Annotated in this window: 18 protein-coding genes and 1 pseudogene; all 19 read left to right on the forward strand. The window is 47.3% G+C overall.

Annotated elements, in window-relative coordinates; all coding sequences use genetic code 11:
- Window positions 1–9 precede the first annotated feature (9 nt).
- The gene (locus AC0KUT_RS12585; RefSeq protein WP_488830363.1) at window positions 10–441 is read left to right on the forward strand and encodes a tetratricopeptide repeat protein; all 432 of its coding nucleotides are present in this window, start codon (window positions 10–12) and stop codon (window positions 439–441) included.
- Entirely contained in the window at window positions 442–870 is a 429-nt protein-coding gene (locus tag AC0KUT_RS12590; protein ID WP_488830365.1) for a tetratricopeptide repeat protein, read from the forward strand.
- A gap of 181 nt (window positions 871–1,051) precedes the next feature.
- Window positions 1,052–3,076 (forward strand): type VI secretion system Vgr family protein, encoded by a 2,025-nt coding sequence (locus tag AC0KUT_RS12595; RefSeq protein WP_488835746.1) that lies wholly within the window; start codon window positions 1,052–1,054, stop codon window positions 3,074–3,076.
- 18 nt (window positions 3,077–3,094) lie between these two features.
- Window positions 3,095–4,420, forward strand: coding sequence for a DUF2169 family type VI secretion system accessory protein (locus AC0KUT_RS12600; protein WP_488830367.1), 1,326 nt, complete (start codon window positions 3,095–3,097; stop codon window positions 4,418–4,420).
- Window positions 4,410–5,339 (forward strand): PAAR-like domain-containing protein, encoded by a 930-nt coding sequence (locus AC0KUT_RS12605; RefSeq protein WP_488830369.1) that lies wholly within the window; start codon window positions 4,410–4,412, stop codon window positions 5,337–5,339. The genes AC0KUT_RS12600 and AC0KUT_RS12605 overlap by 11 nt, the downstream gene beginning before the upstream one ends.
- Before the next feature lie 2 nt (window positions 5,340–5,341).
- A complete protein-coding gene (locus tag AC0KUT_RS12610) occupies window positions 5,342–5,617 on the forward strand; it encodes a hypothetical protein (protein WP_488830370.1) in 276 nt (91 codons plus the stop codon).
- Between the two features lie 21 nt (window positions 5,618–5,638).
- Window positions 5,639–5,926 (forward strand): immunity protein Tsi6 family protein, encoded by a 288-nt coding sequence (locus tag AC0KUT_RS12615; protein ID WP_488830373.1) that lies wholly within the window; start codon window positions 5,639–5,641, stop codon window positions 5,924–5,926.
- 174 nt (window positions 5,927–6,100) lie between these two features.
- Window positions 6,101–7,711, forward strand: a complete 1,611-nt coding sequence (locus AC0KUT_RS12620) for a Tox-REase-5 domain-containing protein (RefSeq protein ID WP_488830375.1) — start codon at window positions 6,101–6,103, stop codon at window positions 7,709–7,711.
- Between the two features lie 4 nt (window positions 7,712–7,715).
- Window positions 7,716–8,456 (forward strand): hypothetical protein, encoded by a 741-nt coding sequence (locus tag AC0KUT_RS12625; RefSeq protein WP_488830377.1) that lies wholly within the window; start codon window positions 7,716–7,718, stop codon window positions 8,454–8,456.
- Window positions 8,457–8,755: 299 nt separating this feature from the next.
- Entirely contained in the window at window positions 8,756–9,136 is a 381-nt protein-coding gene (locus AC0KUT_RS12630; RefSeq protein WP_488830379.1) for a hypothetical protein, read from the forward strand.
- Window positions 9,137–9,190: 54 nt separating this feature from the next.
- Window positions 9,191–9,949 (forward strand): PoNi-like cognate immunity protein, encoded by a 759-nt coding sequence (locus tag AC0KUT_RS12635; protein ID WP_488830380.1) that lies wholly within the window; start codon window positions 9,191–9,193, stop codon window positions 9,947–9,949.
- A 5-nt stretch (window positions 9,950–9,954) separates the two neighbouring features.
- Window positions 9,955–11,145, forward strand: coding sequence for a DUF1444 family protein (locus AC0KUT_RS12640; protein WP_488830382.1), 1,191 nt, complete (start codon window positions 9,955–9,957; stop codon window positions 11,143–11,145).
- Window positions 11,146–11,608: 463 nt separating this feature from the next.
- Window positions 11,609–11,824 (forward strand): hypothetical protein, encoded by a 216-nt coding sequence (locus AC0KUT_RS12645; protein WP_488830383.1) that lies wholly within the window; start codon window positions 11,609–11,611, stop codon window positions 11,822–11,824.
- Between the two features lie 84 nt (window positions 11,825–11,908).
- Window positions 11,909–12,613: a polymorphic toxin type 15 domain-containing protein gene (locus AC0KUT_RS12650; RefSeq protein WP_488830385.1), complete on the forward strand. Its 705-nt coding sequence runs from the start codon at window positions 11,909–11,911 to the stop codon at window positions 12,611–12,613.
- Window positions 12,614–12,630: 17 nt separating this feature from the next.
- Window positions 12,631–13,293, forward strand: coding sequence for a GAD-like domain-containing protein (locus tag AC0KUT_RS12655; protein ID WP_488830387.1), 663 nt, complete (start codon window positions 12,631–12,633; stop codon window positions 13,291–13,293).
- A gap of 15 nt (window positions 13,294–13,308) precedes the next feature.
- Window positions 13,309–13,788, forward strand: coding sequence for a GAD-like domain-containing protein (locus tag AC0KUT_RS12660; protein WP_488830389.1), 480 nt, complete (start codon window positions 13,309–13,311; stop codon window positions 13,786–13,788).
- Window positions 13,719–13,970: a T6SS immunity protein Tdi1 domain-containing protein gene (locus AC0KUT_RS12665; RefSeq protein WP_488830391.1), complete on the forward strand. Its 252-nt coding sequence runs from the start codon at window positions 13,719–13,721 to the stop codon at window positions 13,968–13,970. The genes AC0KUT_RS12660 and AC0KUT_RS12665 overlap by 70 nt, the downstream gene beginning before the upstream one ends.
- A gap of 296 nt (window positions 13,971–14,266) precedes the next feature.
- The gene (locus AC0KUT_RS12670) at window positions 14,267–15,658 is read left to right on the forward strand and encodes an AAA family ATPase (protein WP_488830392.1); all 1,392 of its coding nucleotides are present in this window, start codon (window positions 14,267–14,269) and stop codon (window positions 15,656–15,658) included.
- Window positions 15,659–15,670: 12 nt separating this feature from the next.
- Window positions 15,671–17,173: pseudogene (locus tag AC0KUT_RS12675) on the forward strand (type VI secretion system Vgr family protein); the annotation flags it as partial.
- Window positions 17,174–17,206: the final 33 nt, after the last annotated feature.

Genomic DNA, 17,206 nt, shown 5'->3' on the forward strand with positions numbered 1-17,206 from the left:
AGTTAACAATTGGAAGATTTAGCTATAGAAATTAGAAACGAGATTGACGCAATACTAATAAATGCAAGAAATAATTTAGAGTTGGGCGAAATAGAACTGGCCGTTAATATGGCGACTACCGCATGGGCAAAAGTTCCAGAACCAAAATTTGGTTGGGATGTAAGTAAAAGCTTTGTAAGCTCAGTAGCCAGAATATATAGGAACTCAAAAAAATTTGATGCAGCGTTAACATTAATGAACAAGTTATTTTCATCAGGAACGGTAAAAAAACACCAAGATGGCCCCTATTTTTTATTGGGAACTATATATTTTGAAATGGGAGATAAATTAGAATCAATTGAATGGCTATCGCAAGCAAATGAAATATCAAAGGGACGTTGTTTTCGTGAGCAAGACCCTAAATACCTAAAATTTTTCCTCGAAAACAAGCAGGACAAATAAATGGAACTACCTGACGAAATCTATACCGCAATTGAAAATCTATCCGAAGAAGGCAACGAATTATGTGATGATGAAAATTTTTCAGCTGCCATAGAAAAGTGGAGCCAAGCCTTTTCACTACTGCCAGAACCAAAAGTTGATTGGGAAGCTTACACTTGGCTTTCAGCTTCTATTGGCGATGCGCTCTACCAACTAACAGATTTTGCCGCTGCCCGCGAGAAATTTTTCGATGCGCTCAATGGGCCTGATGGAAAAGAAAACCCATTTGTACACTATCGCCTAGGCCAGTGTGAAATTCATCTTGGTAATGAAAGAAGTGGCATCAATCATTTACTGCAAGCTTATATGCTCGATGGCGAAGAAATTTTTCAAGCAGAAGATGATGGTGCGTTTTATTTATCAAAATTATCCGAAAAGCAATTAACTTAAATTATTGCCATACGACTATCCCATCCGCGATAAAACCGCTATTTAAAAATTCGAAAAACAGAAAGCTGACAACCCACAAGAAGTGAGTTGTCAGCTGCTTCTATTGTGACTTCTTTTTTATCTATTAACTCTTTCAATTGCCCAGCGCCACCTCAATGGCCAATGCACCGCCTTCCGCACTATCGGCAAACAGGGGCGCCATTATTTATACCAAGCGCAGCTGCGCCCTTGGCTGTGGTACGCCACCCGTCGGCAGGATTACCGCATTTATCAAAACATGACCGTGCAAGACATGGTGAAGCAGGTGCTGGGGGCTTATCCCTTTGAGTTTCGCTTTAACCTGTGTCGCCGTTATCGCACCTGGGAATACTGCGTGCAGTACCGCGAAACAGACGCCAACTTTGTGATGCGCATGCTCGAACACGAGGGCATTTGGTTTTGGTTTGAACACAATGCCGGTACCCATACGCTGGTGATGACCGATGACATTGGCCTCGCCAGCCCTACCCCTGCCTATGCCAGCTTGCCCTTTCGCGAAGCCGGTAGCTCGCGCCCCAATGAAGATTTTATTGACCTCTGGCATGGCGCCGGCAGCGTCACTTCCGGCAGTTATCAAGCGCGGGATTACAATTTCTTGCAAGCCAATGCGCTGCTCGACACCAACCGTGTGCAAGCCGCCAGCCATCCCTTTGGCAGCTTTGATGTGTACGATTTCCCCGGCAGTTATCCCCATGTGGATGAAGGCGATGGCTATGCCAAGGTGCGCATGGAAGAACTGCGCAGCCCCCATCAACGCAGTTACGGTAAAGCCTCTGCGCGCGGTGTTGCACCCGGTTATTTGTTAAGCCTCGCACTGCACCCGCAGGCACACCACAATCAGGAATACCTGATTCTCGCCTGTGATTACGATTTTCAGGATAACGACTACGAAGCCAATAGCGATTCATCGCCGTTTGTGATGCAGGTAAACATTGAAGCCCATCGCAGCAGCGAAGCCTATCGCCCCGAGCGTTTAACACCCAAACCCATCAGCCAAGGGCCAGACACCGGCGTGGTTGCCGGCCCACCGGGCGAAGAGTTGTACACCGATGAACACGGCCGGGTAAAAGTGCACTTTCATTGGGATCGCTACGATAACAATGATCAGAACAGTTCCTGCTGGATTCGTGTTTCCCACCCCTGGGCGGGTGCGGGTTTTGGGGGTATGCACGTACCGCGCATCGGCCAAGAAGTATTGATTGACTACTTAAACGGCGACCCCGATCGCCCGGTGATTACCAGCCGTGTATACAACAACTTGCAGCCGGTGCCCTGGGCATTACCGGCCAACGCCACCCAATCCGGCTTTTTAACCCGCTCTACCCCTAAGGGTACTTGGGAAGACGCCAACGCCTTTCGCTTTGAGGACAAAATCGGCCAAGAACAAATTTGGCTGCACGCCCAACGCAACCAAGACATTGAAGTCGAGCACGATGAAACCCATTGGGTCGGTAACGACCGCACCAAAACCATCGACCGCGATGAAACCAACCACATCAAGCGCCACCGCACCGAAACCGTCGATGGCAATGAAACCATCACCGTGCACAAAGAGCGCACCGAAGAAGTTGATGGCAACGAAACCATCACCATCCACAGCAACCGCAAAGAGCGCGTTGACCACGATGAAACCATCAGCATTGGCGACAACCGCAGTGAAGATGTGGGTAAAGACGAAAAAATCAGTATTGGCGATAACCGTACCGAAACGGTAGGTAAGAACGAGACCATTACCATTGGTGCTAATCGCACTACCGATATTGGTAAAAGCGACACCCTGAGCATTGGCAAAAATGCCACGGTTAATGTCAGTGGCCACAAAAAGGAAACTATCAACAAAACCAGTATGCACAACGTGGGACTGGCACGGATGGATAACGTGGGGTTGCTTTACAGCCTCAACGTCGGCGCCGCCATGAACACGATTGTGGCCTTAAGCCAGAGCGAGCAAGTTGGGCACAGTAAAAACACTCAGGTGAACAAAAACACCACCTTTAAAACCGGTGAAAACCTAGTACTGGAAGCGGGTAAAAGCATCACCTTACAGGTAGGCAAGGCGGCGCTCATTATGAACAGCGACGGCAAGATTACGCTGGTGGGTACCGACATTACGCTTGAGGCCAGTGGCCCCATGCAAATCACCGGCAAAGATATCGACCTGAACTAAGGCAAGGACGTTGTATTAATGCAAATGACCAATTTAACGCCCTTTCCTGCGCTTTGCTTTGGATCAATTGATCTTAAAGGGCGTGAATGCGATACCGTGGTGATGCGCGTGGGTTATGGGATTACCATTAACCCCGCAACGGGTGCAGCACAACTTGAGGTGCAAGACCTCAAACCCCAGCCATTGCACGTGGAGGATGACTATTGGGGTGAGGATCAGATAAACCCGAGCGCTAAAAATAAAGGTGACAATGAACAACAAAACGCGGCTAGCAAACCGTTTTACCACTACAGCCTACGTCAAGAAACCGATTTAGCCCCTTTTAAGCCCCGCTGTGATCTGCTGGTCATCGGCAATGCTTACGCCCCCCAGGGTAAAGCCACTGACAGCTGGCCGATTCAAATTCGCCTGCACAGCAGAACTGAGGCAAGCCCTGCAGCATTAACCCCCGTGCTGGAAAAAACCCTTAAGGTTCTTCCACAAGGCGTATTTCAGCAGGGGATTCTAGGCTGGAAATTACAGCGAGCCAAAACTGCAACACAGGTTCCTTTGCGCTGGGAAAACGCCTTTGGTGGCAGCTGCCAAGTCGCTAACCCCGCACATGCCACTGACGCAACCCAACCCGAGTGGCTCTTAAACGAGGTGTGTTTTAGCAATCCATTAGGCGCTGGCTGGCTCGATAAACGCTATGAACGCAGCCTGCGTAAAGCGGGTAAAGAGATACCCAAGCAAATGCTGGCGCCGAGTATTTTTTATCCCAAAGACACACTCAAAGAACCACTACTCATCAAACATCCCGACGGAATCGTCAACACACAACAAATCGTTGCTGCCGCTGCGAAATACCCCTTACAACCCGCCGGCTTCGGGCCTATTGCCCGCAGCTGGGCACCGCGCATCGGCTTAAGTGGCACCTATGATGAGCGCTGGGAAAAAGAGCGCTGGCCGCTGCTCCCAACCGATTTTGATGAAGGTTATTGGAACTGCGCACCGCTCGATCAACAAGCTCCTTGGCCCAGTGCAGATGCAGTACTGGAAGCCTGGCATTTATTTGATCCACGTCTAGCCCCCAAAGGCTATGTACAACTACCGCTGCCAGAACACCGTGCGTTCGTCATGGCGCGCTTGGAAAACGGCACGCCGCTGCCGCTGCCCATGCTTATCGATACCTTGGTGCTGGACACCGACACCCAAACACTGAATGTGGTTTGGCGCTGCCGTATCCCCCAAAATCCCTTAACCACCAGCCTTGAAGCGCGCTTTGAAACAGATCCAACGGCGCCATTATTGAAATGGCAAAGCCGCACACCCACACAAGGAAAGGAAACCTCAAATGCCCAATAATATAACCGCCCGCAAAGACGGCGCATGGCTTGTTATCAGCATGGTGGCGGATGTGTGCAAAACCCCTGTAGGCAGTGCCGTAGTCCCCATTCCCTATCCGATCATTGCGCAATGCGGCAGCGCCACTAAAGAAGTACCTCATGTACGCGCAAATAGCACGCCGCTGATTACCCTCGCCAGCTACATACCCACCACTACCGGTGATCAGCCCGGGGTACAAAAAGGCATAAAATCCAGCACCGTCGGCGGCACCGCCTCGTTCAGAGGCGGCCAGCACAGCTCCACCGTCAATGCCGACAAACAGCGCATCCTTCGCCACGGCGACATGTTCTGGATGAATGGCAAAGCTTCGGGTTTAGCACCGAATAAACCGGTGCAACACAACCAAGAAACTATCGACAAAATGAATGAGGTAGCATCGCCAACAGCGCCTTCTGCTGCCGATGTAGCGCTAGCTAAAACGGAAGGTACAAGCCCTGAACACGTTGCAGCCAGAGAAAAGGTGGCTCGGGATTATCTTAAAAAAAATGACTTTAGCGAATCACAAATCACAGAGGCTCTCGGCAGTAAAGATGACTCTAGGATTGGAGGTGTTGACCTTAAAAAGCCAGTGGAAGTCATTTCATTTCCACCTCCAGAGCACATGTCTCAACACGTAAAATCTCATGGTTTTCCTGGCAACTGGTTTGACCCCAAAGGAACTCAAAGCCCTGACTCTTTAGGAATTAGCGGTGAAGGCCGCACACTTAAAAACTTTGTGATGCCTAAAGCTAGTGGCTTACAAAGTCATTCCAAACCTATTGTAGATAATTGGACAAACCCTAAAAACCCGATAAGCACTAGCGGTGGCGGCGCCCAATTGTTTGTCAATGAGGCTACGAAAAAACAAGTCATTTCAATGAATAAGGTGGGTATATAACTATGGACTACGAAAAACTAGCGCTAGCAGCCCAACGAACTATTCATGAAATAGAAGCGTTCACATATAAAAATGGCAAAAATGACACGTTAGAATCAATTAAAGCCCAAATGAAATTTATAAGCGAAAATGCGGTGCGCAAAATTAATCCAGTAACACAATTGGGAGACAGAAAATTCACTTATGCCATATTGGCTTCACGTGAACTGGCTAGCCCTGAAGAAATGGTGATAAAAGATCACATTGATAATGTATCGAGCTGTTTAGATAACGAATAATTCACCGAAAAGGAATCCTTAGTGAATATCCATTATCAAAATGTATTGAATGCCAAAAACATCATCGCGCTTTTAGTGCAAGAAAATCCAACCTACGGCTTGTGGAACTCTATAGCCGCTCAACTGGAGTTTATTGCACAAGATTTTGATTCACTCGGAAACTTCAAACACAGCGCCGATGAGCAACGCGTCAAAGACATTATTTTAGGTGTACAAGCGATTCGAGAAATAGATGCCAGCCAACCTGACTTCGCTGATCTGCTCTGTGAAATAGATTACCAATACAAAAAACTTTACAACATTGGTTAGCTTTATATATCCACCCAAAGAATTCAGTAAATCAAGGTTATTCAGCGACTAGCGCGCTACCACCACAACCGGCTTGTGTGCCTAGGGATGTGGCTTTTGTGCCGGTGGTAGCGCCTTTTAATCAACAACACCTTAGACGGCAGCAGGAAAAGGACAACACAGGAACATGGAAACATGAGTGAAACCCAATCAACAGGGCAGCAACCTCTCTTGCTAAACCCCTACACCAGTCAGGTCACTCACCGCCAAGGACTGGACATCGTTAATCACCCCGAAGGGGTGGTGTTAGCATGGAAACCCGAACCCGGCTTTGACCCCAAAGCCTGCGCCGACGCCAACGGCTTTAAAAAGCTTAACTATCAAACAAGCACCGACATGCAAACCGGTGAAACCGATAGCCTCGTCAGCGTCGAAATGACCCATGAAGAATATGAAGAGTTTCGCCAGCGCCCGCATATACGCACCATGGAATTACCCGCCATGGCACCGGAAGGCACCGGCAACACCCTTGGCAAACTCACCTTTATGCCACCCACTGGCAATGTGCGCGCAGAACACGCCAATCCAGCGGAATTGCCGCCGGAAGACGCAGAAAACCCCGAAGCGCCACCGGGTGAGCGCACCAGTAAAAAACTAGAAGAACTAAAAGCGCAACGCGAAGCCATCAACAAACAACTCATCAATCCCGATGCCGCTGATGAATACGTTCGCTTCGCTGATTTACACCAATCTGCCAATGGCCTCATAGGGCAAATTAAAGGCGAACCCGGCACCCTAGCCGACTACGCAGCGCAAGGCACACGCGGCCTGCTCGGCTTTGCGAAAGATGCACTCGTAGGTGTGGGTGAACTTGTTTACGAAGGTGGCAAAAAAGCCATCGACCTACAACAAAGCATGCTCACCCCCGCCGGGATTCAAGGGCAAGTTCTTGATGCGCAAATTCTTATGGAAGAAATGCGCCTGGGCAATATAACCACAGACACCATCACCAGTGACTTTACCAACACCGCAACCAGTGTCGGCAAAGCCCTTGTCGCGCCGGTCACCAAACCCTGGGCAGAGGGCCAATACGTAGAGTCAGTAACCCGCGGCATCACCGAAATCGCCACGCTGCCGCTCGCCGTCTTTAAGGCTAACAAAGTGGCCAAGGTGGGTGAAACGGCAGGCGCACTAAGCGACGTAAACAAAGCAACACAGGCAATGGAAACAGCACAAGATGCCAACACTGCGGTAAAATCTGCCGAAGCCATTAGCAAAACAGATGACACAGCCAAAGCCGCAGATGCGATAGAGATTAGTAAACCGCCAGAGCCGCAGGGGCCTAAAGGGAATGGGGGGAAAGTAATTAACCAAAAGAAACAGCCATCCTATGTACATGGACAAAGTGATGGAGGTCCCGGGACTTGGCAAAAAGAAACAACACCGACAAAGGGTGCAGATTATCAAGAGAAAGTCACTGGCGCGCCAAAAGATACAGAATATGTTGTAGAAACCGACCGAATGAAAAGTGGTAAGAAAAAATTTGATGGTTATGACCCAGAAACCAATACCCTAACTGACGCAAAGGATTGGGAAGTTGGCCCTAAAGGTTGGCCACCAGAGGGTCAAGATTGGGCGTCTAAAAACGTAGCCAAAATAGCTGAAAAAGATGCTGCCATAGCTAGAGATGTTGGCGCAAATTTAGAATATCATGTACCCACCCAGAAAAAGGCTGCTCAGTTACGCGAAATCTTCAGATCAGAAGATGTGAAAGGCGTGAAAGTAGTAGTGACACCAAAAGGATAACGTAATGAATCAGACTATTAAGATTGTTAGCCGATTTAAAACGGACAGATTAACAGCCCGCCAATATATAAATCTAAGCCACTCGATTTTGTTAAATCTTAAAAAATTCCATCGTATTTTCGAAAGAATTAACAGCTGGGGGGACACACCCAGCTCTTGGACAGAAATAGATTCTGATTTCACTAATTTCGAAAAAGTAGTGCTAGCTCACATTTACGATAAGGAGATCGTCTACACAGATATAACTGGTAAGAAAATGGAATTTTCGCTAGAAGCTACATCTTGGGCAAAATTTTCTAACTCATACTCGAACCTAAAAAAGCCACTTGAAGAAAAATATCTTGTTTCAATTGGTGCAGGCGGGGAGACTAATTTAGGGTTTATCAATATTGAATTGCCGCCATGTTGCTTTTCTGAATTTTCTTCAATTAAAAATTTAATTGATTTGATTTCAAATATACAAAAAATAGTTGATCTACAGACTGCATATGCGTACACCAATAGCCTATACGATCATGTTGTAGATTATGAAAAGGATTATGATACAGAAATAGGCTGGTTAAATTTCTTTAAAAATAAAGAAGTGCAAATGCACATACCCAAACAAACAAGTTATATCGAAACAACGAGTGGCATCTTTTTTTGGTTAGAGGACTCTATCGTCGAACCAGCTGATGAAGCAATCGCCAGAGCCATAGACATAAGAAACTCCTTAGGTAGGCTTGATTACCTTTTCTTGAAATAATTTTACAAAGTAAAATTGATTGATGCCCTTGCACACAAAGCGAGGGTATTTACCCCAGAAAAAGCCACCCCTTCAAATTGCCAAAGCACTTCCGGGCGAACGAACCAGTAAATTAAAGTCCAGCGAGAGACAAACGAAAAGCGGCTCATCAACCCAGATGCCGCCGGAGAATATGTTCGTATCGGTGATGTATACAGCACTACGGATGATTAAATTGGGGAAATACAAGGCACTTTCGAAGCTGCAGGTGACTACACCACAGCGGACTGCTCGGCTTTGCGAAAGATGCACTCGTAGGTGTGGGTGAACTTGTTTACGAAGGTGGCAAAAAAGCCATCGACCTACAGCAAAGCATGCTCACCCCCGCCGGGATTCAAGGGCAAGTTCTTGATGCGCAAATTCTTATGGAAGAAATACGCCTAGGCAATAAAACCACAGACACCATCACCAGTGACTTTACCAACACCGCAACCAGTGTCGGCAAAGCCCTTGTCGCGCCGGTCACCAAACCCTTGGCAGAGGGCCAATACGTAGAGTCAGTAACCCGCGGCATCACCGAAATCGCCACGCTGCCGCTCGCCGTCTTTAAGGCTAACAAAGTGGCCAAGGCGGGTAAAACGGCAGGCGCACTAAGCGACGTAAAAAAAGCAACACAGGTAATTTTACTGGGAAAACATTAGACAGCGCTGGTAATATTATTCGCGGAAAAAAACCATTTTAAATACGAGGCAACAATGCGAAATCAGTTAAAAGACATAGCCTACATCAATAAGGCATATTTTGATAAATGGATTCAATATGATGAAGGAAAAATTATTGAAATGTACGATGAAATCAAAAATGAGCCTGCAGCTAATGCGGGTGGAGGTGTCTCATACGCCTACAGATTGTTTGCTAAGCAATATCACGTATTAATATCAAAATATTCACGTGGTGACGACATATCAACACTGAAAGAGGAATTTTATAAAGCTCTTGACGCCTGGGAAACGGCAAAAAAATGTCTCCACTCATTATTACCTGAAAAAGAATGGCCGCAATACGCAGGGCTTGATTTTGATAACTATCCTGTTTACTTATGGCTACTGAGCTTTGCGGTCAATTTGAATGTGGATACCGCGACGTTAGTGCGAACTATTAAATTAATTGATAACACAGGAAGAGACGCGTTGCTCGACCGAATCCTTATGAAATTGGATTCAACTCATTCAGCATCAGACAAATTATTTTATCCACGACCTTATCAGCCATTACTCGACACTCTAGATGCACCAAAAGAAAAGCAAGCAGCATTAGTTGCTAAATTCCTGAAGGGTTGGTATCAAGGATGCAAAAAAGCCTATTGGTACGATAATGCCAAACGTGAAGACTCAGGCTATTTTGGCTTCTGGTGTTTTGAAGCTGCGTTGATTGTCAAGCTTTGGGGGATCGACGACAGCTCTTTTTGCGATCACCCTAATTACCCAAAAGATTTAGCGCATTGGAAGGAATAAGAGTAATGGGATTATTTGGATTTCTCACTAAAAAATCAGCGTCTCGTGACGAGTTTGCACAGTTATTAATACAACATTTAAAACAACATGGTGAAACTCGATCGATCCAATATCGTCCTGAAGATTTCGTGCTGAAACTTGATCAAGATCAAGTTTCACTTAGCAATTATTTTCAGCAGTTTAAAGATGCCAGCGCCGCCGAACATGATAAGGTAATGACCGAAATCCAAGAGGATCTTCAGCCTCCGTCATCTATTGATTCTTATTCCGACATAAAACATCTATTACAACCAGTATTACGCTCATTGATGCTGTCAAGCAATAAAGCACTAGCACTCAAAGCAGAAGGCGTAGACGCAGGAAATGAGTTACTTTTTCCATTAACCGGTGACTTTGTCATCGGCATTGTCATTGATCGACCGCGCCTGATGCAAACTGTTGTTATGGAAAATGTGAATACCTGGAAGGTATCAATAGAGCAAGTACGGGAAGATGCAATGCGCAATCTTTCAAAAAATAGCCAACCCCAGTTTAAGCAAATTGAAGCAGGAATTTATCAGGCCACATGGGATGATGGTTATGACGCGTCCAGAATATTATTGCCATCTGTTTTCAGCGCCATCGAACCAGACAGGAAAATAATTGTGGCGCCAATGAGCGCAGATATGATGATTGTCGCTGATAGTAACAAGCCAGAAACCATCGAAAAACTAATAGCAGAAGTTTCCAAAGCACTGCATAACAATGGAAAATCTTTGTCTCCTAGCTTGCTTTGCTTGGAGGAAAATAATTGGCGTGAAGTGGAGCTACCGTTAGGTCACCCATCAACACAGGCCTACTCAGAACTAAAGAAATTATGGCTTAATCAGGTCTATAGCTCGCAGCAAACAGCTTTGCAAAAAATTTATCATAACGAAGAAAAAGATCCGTTTATCTCTACTTACAATCTTGCTAAAAAAAATGGTCACATCGTGAGTTATGTTGGCTGGACTGAAGGCGTTGGTGTTCCGTTATGGTTACCTAAAGCCGACACTGTTGTTTTGGTACCTGAAGACGGTGAACCTATTCCCATAGCTTGGACTCGCCTGCAGGATATAATGGGGTTAATTTCGGACACACCAGTGATAAGCAATCCAGATAGATTTGCAGTATCTATTTTTCCAAGCTCTGAGCAATTAAAAGCACTAGTGCAATAGTAAGGTCGAGTAACCTAAAAAACTAGGGGCAGGCGTTAGTGGTCGGCAGGCCAGCCCGGCGTTCGCGTTCGCTTGCGCCTCACTGCCCTATCGCAATTCCGCGCGGGTCAACCCCTATGAAGATTTTGTCAGCGAGTGACATGCCGCAGGCACTGTGACCTCGGGCGATTACACCGCGCGCGACTAATCCTTTAAAGAAGCGAGCGCCCTACTCGATACCCAGCAACAAAAACCGGGTGAGCGCACCAGTAAAAAACTAGAAGAACTAAAAGCGCAACGCGAAGCCATCAGCAAACAACTCATCAATCCCGATGCAGCTGATGAATACGTTCGCTTCGCTGATTTACATCAATCTGCCAATGGCCTCATAGGGCAAATTAAAGGCGAACCCGGCACCCTAGCCGACTACGCAGCGCAAGGCACACGCGGCCTGCTCGGCTTTGCGAAAGATGCACTCGTAGGTGTGGGTGAACTTGTTTACGAAGGTGGCAAAAAAGCCATCGACCTACAACAAAGCATGCTCACCCCCGCCGGGATTCAAGGGCAAGTTCTTGATGCGCAAATTCTTATGGAAGAAATGCGCCTGGGCAATATAACCACAGACACCATCACCAGTGACTTTACCAACACCGCAACCAGTGTCGGCAAAGCCCTTGTCGCGCCGGTCACCAAACCCTGAGCAGAGGGCCAATACGTAGAGTCAGTAACCCGCGGCATCACCGAAATCGCCACGCTGCCGTTCGCCGTCTTTAAGGCTAACAAAGTGGCCAAGGTGGGTGAAACGGCAGGCGCACTAAGCGACGTAAACAAAGCAACACAGGCAATGGAAACAGCACAAGATGCCAACACTGCGGTAAAATCTGCCGAAGCCATTAGCAAAACAGATGACACAGCCAAAGCCGCAGATGCGATAGAGATTAGTAAACCGCCAGAGCCGCAGGGGCCTAAAGGGAATGGGGGGAAAGTTACAGCAAGCAACAAACTCAAAAAGAAAGATTTACCTTGCTTTAAGAAAAACAAAAAAGGTGACCCGAAAGAATATGATCGCCAACTAAAAGGCCAGCAAGACGGTTTGAATAATATGACCGCAAAGGAATACCTTGATGGTAGAGCTGCGTATACTGGAAATAGAGCGAGTACTGCGAGCGATAGAAAAAAATATGAAAATGGGATGGTTGAAAACTTTAGGAATGCTGGGCATTCAAAAAAGGACGCCGAAAAAATGGCATCTGATAAAATGAAAACCCTGAACGCACTTCACAATCCCGACATGTATGCTGGCGGAAAAGATGTTATTGCAGATTTTGGTGATGCCGGTGTTAACAAGTCCATTGGCTCGCAATGGAATAAGACCCCCAAAGGGGAAACAATGACCAGAGTAGAAATGTTAGATAAGGACGCAAAAGAAGCTGTTGCCAATGGAAACGGCGATCACAAGATGAACGCAAATATGCACCGATGCCCCTAAGTATTGAGGACTGCAAAATGGACGAATATTTTAATGAGTTTCTTACTGGTGAAGGTTTTTCTCCACCATTCAACTCGGCTCCGCTCGATGAAGAAACCATACTCCTATATCAAAATAGACTACCGGAAAGGCTACTAGGCTACTGGAAAGAGTATGGCTTTTCTGGTTTCGGAGAAGGATTGTTTTGGATGGTTAATCCAAGTGAATATCAGGATATTCTAGAAAAATGGCTTAAGCAAACCCATCTTTGGGAGAGAGAGAGTTTTTATGTTATCGCACGCACGGCTTTTGGAGAATTATATGTGCGGGGAGACAAGAGCAATTCGAGTACAATTATAAATCCTCATTTGAATAAAATAATTCCCGGAGACGCTGAAAAACTCGAACCAACCGTAGCATCGATAGATAGAGGCATTGGAATATTTTTCGAATTGAAGAATAAGGAATTATTGGACTATGAAGACGATAAAGGAAAACCTCTTTTTCAACGCTGCCTTAAAAAATATGGCCCACTTGGTAACGACGAGATGTATACATTCTCTACAGCACTAGCATTAGGTGGTTCTGCGGATATTGAAAATATTAAGAAAGTAAAAATTCTTGAGCAGCTATCTATGCTGTGCGACTTGGATACACCCGTAGTGCTACCCAGCGCGAGTGAACTGTTCGGGTCGGTTTAGATTAAGGCTTGTAAAGTGGATCAATACTTTAACGAATTTCTAAATTATGGGGGATTTACGCCAATAGCGGAATCCACATCAGTAGAGAAAGAGGCTTATGAGGGCTTTCAAAATAAATTACCCAGCCGATTATTAAAATACTGGAAAGAATATGGCTTTACAGGATTTTCGGATGGGCTATTTTGGATAGTTAATCCAAATGATTATCAGGATATCCTCAACAAATGGCTGCAAAAAACTCCTTTTGCAGAGCGAGAAAGTTATTCCGTTATAGCTCGCTCAGCTTTTGGGGAACTGTATATTTGGGGAGACAAAAGTCGTTCTGTTACCATTTTAAATCCACACCTAAATAATATTCTTCCTGGTGATTTTAGCCATACACCATTAGACGCAGAGACTATAGATAAAGCTATCGGTGTTTTTTTATGGCCAAAAGCAAGAAAGCAACTGACTACCGAGATAAAAACGATAAATTACTATTTGATCGCTGCCTAAAAAAATATGGTCCGCTCACTCACGATGAAATGTATACCTTCTCACCAGCCTTAGCATTGGGTGGATCAGCAGATATTAAAAACATTAAGAAAGTAAAAATTCTTGAGCAGCTATCCATGCTGTGCGACTTGGATACACCCGTAGTGCTACCCAGCGCGAGTGAACTGTTTGGATCAGTTTAGTAAACTTAAACTTACAAAGACGAGTGAAAAGTGGAATTAATCACCTATTGCAGGCTTACATGCTAGACGGCGAAGATATTTTTCAAGCAGAAGATGATGGTGCGTTTTATTTATCCAAGCTTTCTGAAAAGCAGATGACTTAAAACCCAACAAAAATAACACGCCTATAGGATAAATAATTATCCCTCCGCGATAAAACCGCTATTTAACAATTCGGAAAAAATTACAAAGCCGACAATTTACGGGAAGTAAGTTGTCGGCTATGTTTTTCTATTTTCATTTTTCTTTTTTATTTCTTGATCACCCGCGAAGCCGAATTAACCAACCGTTGGCAGGTCGAGAAAAACCTAGTCGATGAACTCCTACAGCTGCGTCAGCAGCTCAATGAGATTCGCCTAGCCAAGCAACAGCTTGCGCTGCCTGATGCCAATCGCAGCGAAGCACAAACGGCTGAATTGAACGCGACAATACCTAACGCAAGCGACATGGCCGAGCTGTTAGCGCGCCATCAACAAGGCCTGCATACCCTGACGGAGTTACAGGCCGATAGTCCCTTAATTTTATTAGCAGTCGATGAAACCGCCGTTGCCTCAGTGGTCGCCGATTGGACGGGCATTCCCGTTGGGCGCATGGTGCGCAATGAAATCAGCAGCGTATTGCAATTGGCCGAGCATTTGGATCAGCGCGTTATTGGCCAAAGCCACGCCCTTGAGCAAATCAGCCGCCGCATTCAAACCGCGCGCGCCCATTTGGATAACCCCAACAAACCGATTGGGGTATTTATGCTGGTCGGGCCCTCCGGCGTTGGTAAAACCGAAACTGCCTTGGCACTGGCAGAAACCCTCTACGGCGGCGAACAAAACCTCATCACCATCAACATGAGCGAATACCAAGAGGCACACACCGTCTCCAGCCTTAAAGGCGCACCGCCTGGTTATGTGGGTTATGGCGAAGGTGGTGTACTCACCGAAGCGGTACGCCGCAAGCCCTATTCCGTGGTGTTGTTAGATGAAGTGGAAAAAGCCCACCCCGATGTACATGAACTGTTCTTTCAAGTCTTTGATAAAGGCTGGATGGAAGATGGCGAAGGTCGCGCGATAGATTTTCGCAACACGGTGATTCTACTTACCTCTAACACCGGCACTGAGTTGATCACCAACCTCACCCGCGACCCAGAGTTAATGCCCGAACCCGATGCCATGGCTAGCGCTTTGCGCGAACCTTTGTTGCAGGTGTTTCCACCGGCCTTTTTAGGGCGCTTGGTGGTAATCCCCTATTACCCGCTCAATCATGACACCCTGGCCAAAATCGTTCGCTTGCAACTTAACCGCATTGCGCAGCGCACCGGTGAGCAACACCACATCAACTTCAGCTACGATCAGGCCGCAATTGATTTGATTATTCAGCGCTGTACCGAGGTGGAATCCGGCGGTCGCATGATCGACGCCATTCTCACTCACAGCCTGCTGCCGGTGATTAGCCGCGAGCTGTTAACCCGCATGGTAGATGGCCAGAGCCTTACCGAGATTCAACTGAGTGCCGACAAAGGTGAGTTCAGCTACCGTTTTGCGCCTGCAATCACCCCGCCGATAACAAACATGAGCACCGGTGCAGAACCCGTACTAACCACACCAAGCAGCGCGCAGCCGACTCAAGCCAATGAGCTGGCCACCCCGGAAGCGGTATAAAGGAGCTTTACCATGGAACGTATATACAACCTCACCAGCCCGTTGCCCGCGGACCAGTTGCGTTTTGCCAGCTTGCGCGGGCGCGAAGCGCTGTCTGAACTGTTCAGTTTTGATCTCATTCTAAAAAGCCCTAGCGGCAGCATTCAGCCGAACGATCTGCTTGGCCAACCCATGACCTTGGATGTGGTACTTGAAGGCGGCGCCCAGCGCCACCTCAATGGCCAATGCACCGCGTTTCGCAATATCGGCAAACAGGGTCGGCATTATTTGTATCAAGCCACCCTGCGCCCTTGGCTCTGGTACGCCACCCGTCGGCAGGATTACCGCATTTATCAAAACATGACCGTGCAAGACATGGTGAAACAAGTACTGGGGGCTTATCCCTTTGAGTTTCGCTTTAACCTCTGTCGCCGTTATCGCACCTGGGAATACTGCGTGCAGTACCGCGAGACGGACGCCAACTTTGTGATGCGTATGCTCGAACACGAGGGCATTTGGTTTTGGTTTGAACACAATGCCGGTACCCATACGCTAGTGATGACCGATGACATTGGCCTCGCCAGCCCTACCCCTGCCTATACCAGCTTGCCCTTCCGCGAAGCCGGTAGCTCGCGCTCCAATGAAGATTTTATGGATCTCTGGCACGGTGCAGGCAGCGTCACCTCAGGCAGCTATCAAGCGCGGGATTACAATTTCTTGCAAGCCAATGCGCTGCTCGACACCAACCGCGTACAAGCCGCCAGCCACCCCTTTGGCAGCTTTGATGTGTACGATTTCCCCGGCAGTTATCCCCATGTGGATGAAGGCGATGACTATGCCAAGGTGCGCATGGAAGAACTGCGCAGCCCCCATCAACGCAGTTATGGCAAAGCCTCGGCGCGCGGTGTTGCACCTGGTTATTTGTTAAGCCTCGCACTGCACCCGCAGGCACACCACAATCAGGAATACCTGATTCTCGCCTGCGATTACGATTTTCAGGATAACGACTACGAAGCCAATAGCGAATCATCACCCTTTGTGATGCAGGTAAACATTGAAGCCCATCGCAGCAGCGAAGCCTATCGTCCCGAACGTTTAACACCCAAGCCCGTCAGCCAAGGGCCAGACACCGGCATTGTTGCCGGCCCGCCGGGCGAAGAGCTGTACACCGACGAACACGGCCGCGTAAAAGTGCAATTTCATTGGGACAGATACGATAAAAATGATCAGAACAGTTCCTGCTGGATTCGGGTTTCCCACCCTTGGGCGGGCGCGGGTTTTGGGGGTATGCATGTACCGCGCATCGGCCAAGAAGTATTGATTGACTACTTAAACGGCGACCCCGATCGCCCGGTGATTACCAGCCGTGTATACAACAACTTGCAGCCGGTGCCCTGGGCATTACCGGCTAACGCCACTCAATCCGGTTTTTTAACCCGCTCTACCCCTAAGGGTACGTGGGAAGACGCCAACGCCTTTCGCTTTGAGGACAAAATCGGCCAGGAACAAATTTGGCTCCACGCCCAACGAAACCAAGACATTGAAGTCGAACACGATGAAACCCATTGG

It is taken from the genome of Cellvibrio sp. 25HG11W-0, from assembly GCF_057815475.1.